This is a genomic window from Streptomyces sp. NPDC059256 (assembly GCF_042753785.1).
In the GTDB taxonomy this organism is placed as follows: domain Bacteria; phylum Actinomycetota; class Actinomycetes; order Streptomycetales; family Streptomycetaceae; genus Streptomyces.
In genome coordinates, this window is sequence record NZ_JBHYZO010000001.1 from 660,031 (window position 1) to 672,134 (window position 12,104).

A 12,104-nucleotide genomic window follows, 5' to 3' on the forward strand; every position below is an offset into this window, starting at 1 on the left:
CCCATCGAGGGTGCGTCGACGATGTGCGTGATGAGAGGCGATGAGAATCCCGCTCGTCCCCTTCCCAAGGGGGGTGCGAAGCGCAACACTCGCAGGCGCATGAACGACGCCACCCGCACCCTGCGGAAGTGAGGGCAAGTCATGTCCCAGCAAGTTGATCTGACGATCATTCAGCAGCGGCTCGACGAGTTGGCCCAGCGCGTCTCAGAGCTCGAACGAACCGTCGATCGACTGGGTGGCGCAGACAACCAGCGACCCGGTTCGACCAAGGCCCCCGGGCACAGGCCGACGGACCGCGTCGATCTGGTCACCATCCCCGACGTTCCGTACGACAACGCGCTGTGGACGGACTCGGACGACGAGGGTCTGGGCGTCCGTGACAGGCGTGCTCCCTGATCCGGCCTGGCCGAAAGGCAGGCCCTAGGAGACCTCGTTGGCCACTGGTACCGAACCGACACAAGTCCATACCGGCGTGCGCGGCCCCACGCGTGCCGCCATCGGCCCCCGCCATCTGCGGACCGACCGATGGTGGCTCGCACCGGCCCTGACCGCGGGAGGACTGCTCGCTTTCATCATCTATTCGACCTGGCGCGCATTCGCCAACGCGGACTACTACGCGGCGCCGTACGTATCGCCGTTCTACTCTCCATGCCTCGCGGAGAACTGCGAGCCCATGAAGGGCGGCCCCAACTGGGAGATCCTCGGCAGTTGGTGGGGCCTCTCCCCCGCCTTGCTGATCCTGATCTTTCCCTTGGGCTTCCGGCTGACCTGCTACTACTACCGCAAGGCTTACTACCGGGGCTTCTGGGCCTCGCCGCCGGCCTGCGCGGTCGCCGAGCCCCACAAGAAGTACTCGGGTGAGACGCGATTCCCGCTCATCTTCCAGAACATGCACCGGTACTTCTTCTACGCGGCCATTCCGGTCGCCGGAATCCTCACCTATGACACGGTGCTCACCTTCCGGGACGAGAACTACGAGTGGGGCCACATGGGTCTCGGCACGCTCGTCTTCCTCGTCAACATCGTGCTCATCTGGGCCTACACGCTCTCCTGCCACTCCTGCCGCCACATCATCGGCGGCCGGCTGAAGCACTTCTCCAAGCATCCGGTGCGCTATCGCATGTGGGGCTGGGTCGGCCGACTCAACGAGCGCCACATGCCACTCGCCTGGGCGTCGCTGATCAGCGTCGGACTCTGCGACTTCTACGTGTATCTGATCGCGTCCGGTGCCTTCGACGATCCGAGGTTGTTCTGAGATGACAGAGCTGGAACGACAGCAGTGGGACGTCGTGATCGTCGGCGCGGGCGGCGCCGGACTGCGGGCGGCCATCGAGGCACGCGAGCAGGGCGCCCGTACGGCGGTGATCTGCAAGTCCCTGTTCGGCAAGGCCCATACGGTGATGGCCGAGGGCGGAATCGCCGCCTCGATGGGCAATGTGAACTCCGGAGACAACTGGAAGGTGCACTTCCGCGACACCATGCGCGGTGGGAAGTTCCTCAACCAGTGGCGCATGGCCGAACTCCACGCCCAGGAGGCACCCGACCGGGTCTGGGAGCTGGAGACCTGGGGTGCCCTGTTCGACCGCACCCACGACGGAAAGATCTCCCAGCGGAACTTCGGCGGACATGAGTACCCCCGACTGGCCCACGTCGGTGACCGCACCGGACTGGAACTGATCCGCACCCTCCAACAGAAGATCGTCTCGCTCCAGCAAGAGGACAAGGCCGAGTTCGGCGACTACGAGGCACGGTTGAAGGTCTTCCAGGAGTGCACGGTCACCCGGGTACTCAAGGACGGCGACCATGTCTCCGGCACCTTCTGCTACGAGCGGGAGACCGGCCGCTTCTTCGTCCTGGAGGCACCCGCCGTCGTGCTCGCCACGGGCGGCATCGGCAAGTCCTTCAAGGTGACGTCCAACTCCTGGGAGTACACGGGCGACGGGCACGCGCTGGCACTGCTCGCGGGCGCACCACTGCTCAACATGGAGTTCGTGCAGTTCCACCCGACGGGCATGGTCTGGCCGCCGTCGGTGAAGGGAATCCTCGTCACCGAGTCGGTCCGCGGCGACGGCGGAGTGCTGCGCAACTCCGAGGGCAAGCGGTTCATGTTCGACTACATCCCCGACGTCTTCAAGGAGAAGTACGCGCAGACGGAGGAGGAGGGCGACCGCTGGTACGAGGACCCGGACAACAACCGTCGGCCTCCGGAACTGCTGCCCCGTGACGAGGTGGCCCGAGCCATCAACTCCGAGGTGAAGGCCGGCCGCGGTTCACCGCACGGTGGAGTGTTCCTCGATGTGTCGACCCGGATGCCTGCCGATGTCATCCGGCGCCGACTGCCCTCGATGTACCACCAGTTCAAGGAACTCGCCGACGTGGACATCACCGCCGAGGCCATGGAAGTGGGTCCCACCTGCCACTATGTGATGGGCGGGATCGCGGTCGAGTCCGAGAGCGCAGCAGCCCTCGGCGTACCGGGGCTGTTCGCGGCGGGCGAGGTCGCGGGCGGTATGCACGGCTCCAACCGACTGGGCGGCAACTCCCTGTCCGACCTGCTGGTCTTCGGCCGTCGTGCGGGGCTGCACGCCGCCGAGCACGCCGCGGCACGCACCTCCCGCCCCGCCGTGGACGAGGCCCAGATCGAAGCGGCGGCCACCGAGGCCCTGCGGCCGTTCCAGGCCGAGCCGCAGCCGGGCGGAGCACAGCCGGAGAATCCGTACACGCTCCATCAAGAGCTCCAGCAGACGATGAACGACCTGGTCGGCATCATCCGGCGGGGCGGGGAGATGGAAGCGGCGCTGGACAAGCTCGGTGAGCTGCGCGGCCGGGCGCGCCGGGCGGGGGTCGAAGGGCACCGCCAGTTCAACCCGGGCTGGCACCTCTCGCTGGACCTGCGGAACATGCTCCTGGTCAGCGAGTGCATCGCCCGGGCGGCGCTGGAACGCACCGAGAGCCGCGGCGGCCACACCCGTGAGGACTGTCCCACGATGGAACGCGAGTGGCGGCCGGTGAATCTGCTGTGCCGACTGGTCGATCCCACCGGGAAACCGGCGGCCGATCCTCGCCAGGGCCAGATCGCCCTGGAGCGCAAAGCCACCGAGCCCATCCGTCCGGACCTGCTCGCTCTCTTCGAGAAGGAAGAGCTGGTCAAGTACCTCTCCGAAGAGGAGCTCTACCAGTGAGTGCGACGGCTTCGACCCAGTACACGGCGCGCTTTCGGGTGTGGCGGGGCGACCAGGACGGCGGGCAGTTGGAGGACTATGCCGTCGAGGTCCACGAAGGCGAGGTGGTGCTCGACATCATCCATCGGCTCCAGGCCACCCAGGCGTCCGACCTCGCGGTCCGCTGGAACTGCAAGGCAGGCAAGTGCGGTTCGTGCAGCGCCGAGATCAACGGTCGACCGCGGCTGCTCTGTATGACGCGGATGTCCGTCTTCACGCGTGAGGAGACGATCACCGTGACGCCGTTGCGGGCGTTCCCCGTGGTGCGCGATCTGGTGACGGACGTGTCCTTCAACTACACCAAGGCGCGCGAGGTGCCGTCGTTCGTACCGCCTCCGGGTGTGGCGGCGGGCGAGTACCGGATGCAGCAGGTGGACGTGGACCGCTCGCAGGAGTTCCGCAAGTGCATCGAGTGCTTCCTGTGCCAGGACACCTGCCATGTGGTGCGGGACCACGAGGAGAACAAGGAGGCGTTCGCCGGGCCGAGGTTCCTGATGCGGGTGGCCGAACTGGACATGCATCCGCTGGACGCCGCCGCACAGGCCGGCCTCGACCGCAAGAAGACCGCGCAGGACGAACACGGTCTCGGCTACTGCAACATCACCAAGTGTTGTACCGAGGTCTGTCCCGAGGGCATCAAGATCACTGACAATGCGCTCATTCCGCTGAAGGAACGGGCGGTGGACCGCAAGTACGACCCGCTGGTGTGGCTCGGCAGCAAGATCGGCCGGCGGGGAGGCAGCCGGGACTGAGCCGAGGGCCGTGCCCCGGGGCCTGCTGGGACTCCGGGGCACGGCCCTCCCCGTACCCGCAGGGGTGGGCTACCCCGTCTGGCCGTGATCGGGTCGCGGACCGCAAAAACCGAACATAGCCTCCCAAACGTGAGCCGAATAGCCCTCCGAATGCTGCTGGCCGTGTGGGTGGCGGCATGGTGGCTGATCGTGCCCGCCGGACCGACCGCTCGGGCCGACGACCCCGTCGCCCTGGCACGGGAGGGTCAGATCACCGACCGGGTGGACGCACTCGGTGACCGACGCCCCGACGTCGTCCAAGCCCTTGAACGGCTCGACCGCCAAGAGCGGCTGCAACTCTTCGCTGTCTACGTGAGGGACTTCTCCGGCCGTTCTCCCCAGGACTGGGCCGACGCCACCGCACAGCGCAACGGCCTCGGTCAGAACGACGCCCTGCTCGCGGTGGCCACCCACGACCGGCAGTACGCGTACTGGGTGGCAGCGGACTCGCCCATGACGGACGCCCAACTCGCCGAGGTCGCCGCGGTCGCCATCGAACCCCCTCTACGACGAAACGACTGGGCCGGCGCGGCAACGGGGGCGGCGAACGGCTATGCCGCCGTACTGAGCGGTCAACCGGTCCCCACGCCCGTCATCAGACCCGGCGATCCGGATCCCGGTGGATCGTCCGCTGGCGCGCAGGCCGGCGATCTGGTGCTGCCGATCGCGCTGGTGGCAGCAGTGGGTGCGGTCGGCGCCTACGCCCTGGTGAAACGACGGCGGCGCAGCACCACCCGGACCACCCCGCAGGGCGGTCAGGGCTGGACCAGTGGCGGCGCTCCCCCACTCACGCCGCTGCCCGAACTGGACCAGAAGGCCAGACGGGCGCTGGTCGAGACGGACGATGCCGTACGCACCAGTCAGGAGGAGTTGGGCTTCGCAGCCGCCCAGTTCGGAGACGCCGCAGCCAGGCCCTTCCAGGAGGCGGTGACGTATGCCAAAGAGGAGTTGACCGCCGCCTTCCGGCTGCGCCAGCAACTCGACGACGCCCATCCCGAGGACGACGACACCCGACGGCACATGCTGGACGAGATCCTCTCCCGGTGCACCGACGCCAATCGGCGGCTGGACGCCGAGGCGGAAGCCTTCGACCGGCTGCGTGCCCTGGAACAGAACGCCCCACAGGCGCTGGCCGCCGCGGAGGCCGCATTCGCCGACCTCGACGGGCGGGTCATCACGACCGAGGCGACGCTGTCCGTGATGCGGGAGCGGTACGCGCCTTCGGCGTCCTCGCCGGTCGGGGCCGACGCCGAGCAGGCCAAGGAGCGACTGGTCTTCGCGCGAAGCGGGCTCGATCAGGCCCGTACCTCGATCGAAGCCGGCGACAACGGCTCAGCGGCCGTCCATGTGCGAGCCGCCGAAGGGGCACTGGACCAGGCCGGCCGGCTGATGGAAGCGGTCGACCGACGGGCCAGGGAGCTCGCCGAGGCGGCCGGGAATCTGCCTGGCGCGCTCAGTGAGACCGACAGCGACCTGGCCGAAGCGGGGGGACTGTTGAAGGGGACGGCGCAGGGCGCGCCGACGGCCGCGCTCCAGGGCCGTATCGCACGGGCCGAATCGGTCGTGGCGGAGGTGCGCGCGGAAGTGGCGGCCGGGCCGTACGACCCCATCGACGCGCTGCGACGGGTGGAGGAGGCGGATGCGGCGCTCGATGAATCGCTGGCCGGGGTGCGGGAGAACGAGGAGGGCGGACGAAGGGCGAGGGCGCTGTTGGGGCAGGCGACCCTCGCGGCCCGCTCATCGATCGGCGCGGCGGTCGACTACATCACCACCCATCGCGGTGCGGTGGGCAGCGAGGCCAGGACCCGGCTGGCGGAGGCACAGCGTCGGCTGGCGCACTCGGCCGAGTTGGCGGGACCGGATGCCGCCGTCGGCACGGGCGGCGACCCTCAGGCCGCGCTCGCCGAGGCCCAGCAGGCGGATGCGCTGGCCCGGCAGGCGCAGAGCCTGGCCGAGGACGACGTCAGGGGGTTCGGGAACCGATTCGGGCCGGGCGGTGTACCCGGAGCAGGAAGTGCCGGAGGGGGACTCGGGGGCGCCGTGCTCGGCGGGATCATCCTCGGCGGGCTGCTCGGCGGCGGAAGGGGTGGGGGGTATGGCGGCAGCTTGGGGGGCGGCGGCTTCGGCGGCGGTCCTGGAAGTTTCGGCGGAGGCGGCACGCGCGGCCGGATGGGTGGGGGGCGGTTCTGATGCACCGTGTCATGGCTGCGCGCACGGCTATACGCATGGCTGTGTGCATGGCTATACGCACGGCTGTGTGCACGGCTGTACGGCGGAGCCCTCTCGGGGCACTGGCCCCTCCCCTTCGGGTGCCGGTCCGTTCGGGGGCGACATCGGGTCCAGGCGGCGCCGCGCCCGTCGTTCCCGGCCCGAGGACGGTCATCGCCCCGGGCGGGGCGGGGGCCGCCTGCTGGATGCACGGCGCCACCCGCTCGAAGGGCCGTTCGAAGGCCCATGGGAAGGCCGCGTTCGTCCACAGCCCGCACGACGGGCGAGGAAGCCACCGCTGGAAGGCGTCCAGCACCCCCTTCAAGGAGATGCGCCATGACCAAGCAGACGATCCTCGGCAGGGTGACCCAGTTGGCGAAGGCCAACATCAATGCCCTGATCGACCAGGCGGAGGATCCGCAGAAGATGCTCGACCAGCTGATCAGGGACTACACCAACAACATCAGCGAGGCGGAGCAGGCGGTGGCGGGCACCATCGGCAATCTGCGGCTGATGGAGCAGGACCACAAGGAGGATGTGGCCGCGGCTCGGGAGTGGGGCGACAAGGCGCTGGCCGCCAGCAAGAAGGCCGATGGGTTGCGGGCCGAGGGCCAGAGCGCGGAGGCCGACACCTTCGACCGGCTCGCCAAGGTGGCCCTTCAGCGGCAGTTGCAGTCCGAGAAGGAGGCGCGCACGGCGGAGCCGACCATCGCCTCGCAAACGGACGTCGTCGAGAAGTTGAAGGTCGGACTCGACGAGATGAAGATCAAGCTCGGGGAGCTCCAGTCAAAGCGGGACGAGTTGGTGGCCCGTTCACGAACGGCCTATGCGCAGAACCAGATGATGGACGCGGTGAAGAGCATCGATGTGCTCGATCCCAGCAGCGAGATCTCACGGTTCGAGGACAAGGTGCGCCGCGAGGAGGCCAGAGCGCTGGGCAAACAGGAGTTGGCCGCGTCATCGCTGGACGCCCAGTTCGAGCAGTTGGACAGCCTCGGGGACACGGCGGAGGTGGAGGCCCGACTGGCCGCCCTCAAGGCGGCGTCCTAGCACGGCTCCTCGACTGCGGGTGGGGTGGCCGTGCGGTGGGCGTCCGTCGCAGGATGCCCGGGAGGGCCGCGGTCCCGGGCTCGCTGGATGGCCGGGGACCGTGCTCCGGCGAGCCCGTCGGTGGTGGCGGGACTCTTCAGAACATGCTCAGCAGCTGCTCCACCGTGGGTTCGGCGCTCGGCCCGTCGTCCGGCAGGGCGAGTTCGAACCAGACGGTCTTGCCGCGCGGAGTCCGGCGGGACCCCCAGCCGGCGCTGAGCATGCCCACCAGTTGGAGGCCCCGACCGCCTTCGTCGGTGTCCCGTGCGCGTCGGCGTCGCGGCTGTACGAGACCGGCGTCCCAGACCTCGCAGACCAGGGTGCGATCGCGCAGCAGTCGCAGTCGGATCTCGCCTTCGCCGTACCTCAGCGCATTGGTCACCAGCTCGCTCACCAGGAGCTCGACGGTGTCGACCAGGGCTTCGAGGTCCCAGGTGAGCAGTTGGCCCCGGGTCAGTTCACGGGCGCGGCCGACCGAGCGCGGCTCCCGCGGCAGTCGCCAGTCGCCGACCGCTTCGCTGGGCAGCCCCTGCACCTGGGCCATCAGCAGGGCGATGTCGTCCTCGCCGTGCCGGGTGTCGAGCGTGTTCAGCACATGGTCGCAGACGTCCTCCAACGACTTGGAGACGTCTGCGGGGCGTATCACCGCGGGCGAGCGGTGCCCCGGCGCGGGCCGGGAGGGGTCGGTCAGGGCAGTGCGGAAGGCGCGCAGCCCGTCATCGAGGGGCTGTTCGCGGGACTCGACGAGGCCGTCGGTGTAGAGGGCGAGCAGTGCCCCTTCCGGGAGTTCGACCTCGACCTCTTCGAAGGGTTCGCCACCGACGCCCAGCGGCATCCCCGGCGGCACGTCGAGCAGCAGGGCCTCTTCGCCCGGTTCGACGAGGATGGGGGGCAGATGCCCCGCGTTGGCGAAGGTGCACCGCCGGGTGACGGGGTCGTAGACGGCATAGACGCAGGTGGCGAGGTAGACCTCGGCGAGGTCCGCCTCACGGGACTTATGGGCGACGCGTGCGGACTGCTGGGCACCAATGGGGCTGCCGAGCCCCCGGGCGACCTCGTCGAGCGCGGAGAGCACTTCGGCCGGTTCCAGATCGAGCAGCGCCAGGGTCCTGACCGCGGTCCGCAGTTCGCCCATGGCCACCGCCGCCCGCAGCCCCCGCCCCATCACATCGCCGATGACGAGTGCGGTGCGGTGACCGGGCAGTTCGATGACGTCGAACCAGTCTCCGCCGACCTCGGTCGCGGTGTTACCGGGGAGGTAGCGACAGGCGATGTCCAGACCGGCGGCCTCGGGGTCACCGGGCGGCAGGAGGCTGCGTTGGAGGATCAGCGCCCGCTCGTGCTCCCTGCGGTAGAGGCGGGCGTTGTCGATGCAGACCGCGGCGCGGGCGGCGAGCTCGGTCGCCAGTGCCCGGTCCCGATCCCCGAAGGGCTCGCTTCCCTTGGCCCGGGAGAACTGCACCAGTCCGACGACGGTGTCATGGGCCATCATCGGCACCGCGAGCGTGGACTGGACGAGGCTGCCTTCCTCGCCGGGTATCAACTGGACACGGGCCGCGCGCAGGGCGTTGGCGCACGGCGAGTTGAAGGCGTAGCGGTGGACCTCGCCCACGGAGGTGGGGGTGTTGCCGCGGGAGCCGCAGCCCGGTGTCGTGATCAGGGGCGCGTCGGAGACGGCGCTCGCAAAGGCGACGCGCCGCAGGGTGGCGGTGCCCGCGCCGGCGCCCTCGGCGCGCGGGGAGTCCCAGCGGCCGGGCGGGGCTTCCTCTCCGGTGAGCAACCCTTGGTAGAGGTCGACGGACGCGAGGTCACAGAATCCGGGAACGGCGACGTCGAGCAGTTCGCGGGCGGTCGTCTCCAGATCGAGCGAGTTGCCGATGCGGGCGCTCGCCTCGTTGAGGATCGCGAGGTTGCGGCGGGCGTTGGCGGCCTCACGGGCGGCGACATGGCGGCGGGTGACATCGGTGCCGATGCCGGCCACTCCGACGGGACGACCGGAGCCGCTGTGGACGCGATAGAGGTTGATCGACCAGTGCCTGCGGTCCTTGCTGTTCGGGATGGATCCGACGAGTTGCAGGTCGATCGCCGGCTCTCCGGTCGCCAGGACCCTGCGCAGCGATGCGGTCATCCGGTCCGCTTCGGAGCGGGAGAGGTAGTCGTAGACGGTCCGACCTCGGTGCTCTTCGGCGGTCCCACCGAAGATGGTGGCGAAGCGCTGGTTGGCGCGCTGCACCTTGAGGTCGGTGCCGAAGAGGAGAAACCCAAAGGGGGATTGGCCGAAAATGGCCTGCGATGCAGCGAGATCGGTTTCGATCCGGCGCAGTGCCTGGACATCGACGACGATGCAGAGGGCCGCTCGGGCACCCGTCTCGGTCTCACTGGGCATCACATAGATCTCGGCTACCCCTTGGGCGCCTTCGGATCCCGGCAATCGATAGGGGACGAGTCCCGTCCACTCCTTGCCGTCAAGGATCTCCGACACCTGCCGCCGGCCGTGCGGGCGCAGCTGCGCCGGGACGAAGACCTCGATCGGATCCCTGCCCCTGACCTCGGCGGCTGTCAGGCCGAAGAGCTCTACCGCACGTTGACTCCACTGATCGATCCGACCATCAGGGCCGATCGAAAAAGAGGCGGCCTTGATGTAGTCATAGATCGAGCCAGGCGGGTTGCTCTGCCATACAACGCTGCCTGTCGACCCAGATATCTCGCTCACGCGACCGTCCCCTCCAGCTCACCGCACCGGACCGGCCATGACCGCAGTATTCAGCACTACGGCGCTGACGGACACGGCGTTCACGATCACAGCACGGTCTCGTTCATTTTGCGCCGAACGAGCTGTGATCGTTGTCCCTTCACACTTTTAACCGGCAAGAGCCAGCTCGAACCACACCGTCTTGCCTTCTGTGTCCCGTCTGGTACCCCAGCGGCGGGCAGAACCGGCGACCAGTTGGAGACCTCGACCGCCCTCGTCATCGTGGGCCGCGACGCGCTCGGTGGGGGGATCGGGCAGCGGGTCGGAGACTTCGACCAGCAGGGAAGGCGGTCCCTCAGTCGGTTCGCGGTGGACGAGGCGCACCCCGATCGGTCCGGATGCGTAGCGAAGGGAGTTGGTGACCAACTCGCTGACCAGCAGTACGGTCACATCGCGAGCACCGGAATCCAGTCCCCAGGCGTTCAAGGTGTCGCGAACGGCGTGGCGCGCGGTGCGTACGGCGTTGGCCTCGGCAGGGAAGGTCCACTCGGCGCGTGCGCCGTCAATGTCGATCACGCCGCTCACTTCCCGGATCGCAGCAGACACGTACCCCTCTCAGGGGGTCACTCAGCACATACCCGGCATTCGGCTAGAGATATCGCCATAAGTCACTTAAACGGCATACCGCTGATGCACATGGCGTACGGGGAACGCGGCGTGCCACCGAGTGAGCGCGAGGCAGCCGCTCGCTGCGGACGGCGCTCTCACCTGCGGCGGGCCGCCCGAGGCGGGAAGACGTCTCCCCCGGTCAGGGCATCGAAGCGACCCACTCCTTCGATGGTGAGCCCCGCGCACTCGTCCAGCGCAATCGCAGGGGTGTCGCCACTGGGGACGATCTGGCGTCGCCTGCCGTCGTACCCCTTTGCTTCCGCCGCGCCCGTTCGCTTCCGCGCCCGCGGCCAGCAGCAACCACGACTCTGGCGGTGACTCTCGGCGGCGGGGGCCAAGGCCGGTCCGGGGTCCGGGGGTCGGGGGTTCGGGGGTCCGGGAGATGAGCGGGAGGTCAAGGGGGTGACGGGCGGGCGGGCCATCGCTCAGCCCGGCGAGGGCGCTGATCCCTCAGATCGAGCTCTCGCCGCGCTCCGCACCCTGCTCGCCCGCGTCCGCGTCCGCTTCGGAGCGGAACGCACCACGGGCCCGTCGTAGCTGACGAGCCGCTTCCGCGACGGCCGGGCGGTCCTGGTCGAGCCAGTCCACGGTGTCGGTCTCATCGGGGGACAACCAGCGCAGAGCGTCATGGTCTTCCAGTGGCTGCGGTTCGCCCGACACCAGTCGAGCCGTCCACACTCGGAGCACATAGCCCGAGTTGAGCGGCCACTCACCAGGAATCCTGTTCAGGATCTCGGCTTCCACTCCCAGCTCTTCGCGCAGTTCGCGCAGGAGTCCGCCCTCCGCGCTCTCCCCTGCCTCCAACTTGCCGCCCGGCAACTCCCAGCGTCCGGCGATGTCCGCGGGAGCGCTGCGACGTGCGGCAAGGAGTCGCCCCCGGTCGTACACGGCTGCGGCCACCACCACGCGATCAGTCATATGCGGGAGCCTACTGCGACCACGCCGGGGCGTTGGCATGTCGCCGGCACCGCCCAAAGGGCCCGCACGACCCCACTCCGGAAAGGCCACTGGGGATCAGCAAACAGAGGTCGGGAAAGAGGGGTACGAGCCATCGACCGGCCGTGGCAATTCGGAATGCCCCATTCAAGATGGCCGCCCCTTCAAGACCGCCAGCTCAAGACCGCCAGCTCAAGCCCTCAGCGCGATGCGCCGAACGAGACCGACCATGGTGCCCCAGAAGGATCCGGAGACCTTCAGAGAGTCGTGCGCTCGATGCGCTCAACCCAGTAGACCTGTTTGTGTCCCTTGCTATCGAGCGAGGTGACCATCCGCTGAGCCTCGTCCTCGGTGGCGTACCGGCCGACGCGATAGCGGTTGCCGTTGTCGTCCTCGCGTATGACGAGCCAGGGGAGCACAGCGCTGGTGTCACTCATCGCACTCCTCCTTCGATTGATTCGCACGCCCGTAACCGTGGCCAGGAAACCGCAATGCGCA

Annotated in this window: 10 protein-coding genes; 6 read left to right on the plus strand and 4 right to left on the minus strand. The window is 68.7% G+C overall.

The window, feature by feature from the left end:
• Positions 1–141 precede the first annotated feature (141 nt).
• The 6 genes from ACFXJL_RS02800 (at position 142) to ACFXJL_RS02825 (ending at position 7,270) form a co-directional block, all read left to right on the plus strand.
• Positions 142–396 carry a hypothetical protein gene (locus ACFXJL_RS02800; protein ID WP_384688638.1) on the plus strand — a complete coding sequence of 85 codons (255 nt, stop codon included), beginning with the start codon at positions 142–144 and terminating at the stop codon, positions 394–396.
• Between the two features lie 37 nt (positions 397–433).
• Positions 434–1,255 carry a hypothetical protein gene (locus tag ACFXJL_RS02805; RefSeq protein WP_358876186.1) on the plus strand — a complete coding sequence of 274 codons (822 nt, stop codon included), beginning with the start codon at positions 434–436 and terminating at the stop codon, positions 1,253–1,255.
• A 1-nt stretch (position 1,256) separates the two neighbouring features.
• The gene (locus ACFXJL_RS02810) at positions 1,257–3,182 is read left to right on the plus strand and encodes a fumarate reductase/succinate dehydrogenase flavoprotein subunit (RefSeq protein WP_384631395.1); all 1,926 of its coding nucleotides are present in this window, start codon (positions 1,257–1,259) and stop codon (positions 3,180–3,182) included.
• Positions 3,179–3,973 (plus strand): succinate dehydrogenase/fumarate reductase iron-sulfur subunit, encoded by a 795-nt coding sequence (locus ACFXJL_RS02815; protein ID WP_329022958.1) that lies wholly within the window; start codon positions 3,179–3,181, stop codon positions 3,971–3,973. The genes ACFXJL_RS02810 and ACFXJL_RS02815 overlap by 4 nt, the downstream gene beginning before the upstream one ends.
• 150 nt (positions 3,974–4,123) lie before the next feature.
• On the plus strand, positions 4,124–6,202 hold the full coding sequence (locus ACFXJL_RS02820) for a TPM domain-containing protein (RefSeq protein WP_384689139.1): 2,079 nt from the start codon (positions 4,124–4,126) through the stop codon (positions 6,200–6,202).
• Between the two features lie 354 nt (positions 6,203–6,556).
• The gene (locus ACFXJL_RS02825) at positions 6,557–7,270 is read left to right on the plus strand and encodes a PspA/IM30 family protein (RefSeq protein ID WP_358876188.1); all 714 of its coding nucleotides are present in this window, start codon (positions 6,557–6,559) and stop codon (positions 7,268–7,270) included.
• A 136-nt stretch (positions 7,271–7,406) separates the two neighbouring features.
• Here the strand turns inward: ACFXJL_RS02825 and ACFXJL_RS02830 are convergent, their stop codons facing one another.
• The 4 genes from ACFXJL_RS02830 to ACFXJL_RS02845 all read right to left on the minus strand — a co-directional run bounded on the left by ACFXJL_RS02830 (position 7,407) and on the right by ACFXJL_RS02845 (position 12,043).
• Entirely contained in the window at positions 7,407–10,022 is a 2,616-nt protein-coding gene (locus tag ACFXJL_RS02830; protein WP_358876189.1) for a SpoIIE family protein phosphatase, read from the minus strand.
• A 147-nt stretch (positions 10,023–10,169) separates the two neighbouring features.
• Entirely contained in the window at positions 10,170–10,586 is a 417-nt protein-coding gene (locus tag ACFXJL_RS02835; RefSeq protein WP_358876518.1) for an ATP-binding protein, read from the minus strand.
• 534 nt (positions 10,587–11,120) lie between these two features.
• Positions 11,121–11,588 carry a (deoxy)nucleoside triphosphate pyrophosphohydrolase gene (locus ACFXJL_RS02840; protein ID WP_384688643.1) on the minus strand — a complete coding sequence of 156 codons (468 nt, stop codon included), beginning with the start codon at positions 11,586–11,588 and terminating at the stop codon, positions 11,121–11,123.
• A gap of 275 nt (positions 11,589–11,863) precedes the next feature.
• The gene (locus ACFXJL_RS02845; RefSeq protein WP_329022951.1) at positions 11,864–12,043 is read right to left on the minus strand and encodes an SPOR domain-containing protein; all 180 of its coding nucleotides are present in this window, start codon (positions 12,041–12,043) and stop codon (positions 11,864–11,866) included.
• Positions 12,044–12,104 lie beyond the last annotated feature (61 nt).

Excerpts from the sequence above, each read along its gene's own strand:
- ACFXJL_RS02845 (WP_329022951.1), bottom strand. The coding sequence starts at position 12,043 with ATGAGTGACACCAGCGCTGTGCTCCCCTGGCTCGTCATACGCGAGGAC.
- ACFXJL_RS02825 (WP_358876188.1), top strand. The coding sequence starts at position 6,557 with ATGACCAAGCAGACGATCCTCGGCAGGGTGACCCAGTTGGCGAAGGCC.
- ACFXJL_RS02810 (WP_384631395.1), top strand. The coding sequence starts at position 1,257 with ATGACAGAGCTGGAACGACAGCAGTGGGACGTCGTGATCGTCGGCGCG.
- ACFXJL_RS02800 (WP_384688638.1), top strand. The coding sequence starts at position 142 with ATGTCCCAGCAAGTTGATCTGACGATCATTCAGCAGCGGCTCGACGAG.
- ACFXJL_RS02820 (WP_384689139.1), top strand. The coding sequence starts at position 4,124 with ATGCTGCTGGCCGTGTGGGTGGCGGCATGGTGGCTGATCGTGCCCGCC.
- ACFXJL_RS02840 (WP_384688643.1), bottom strand. The coding sequence starts at position 11,588 with ATGACTGATCGCGTGGTGGTGGCCGCAGCCGTGTACGACCGGGGGCGA.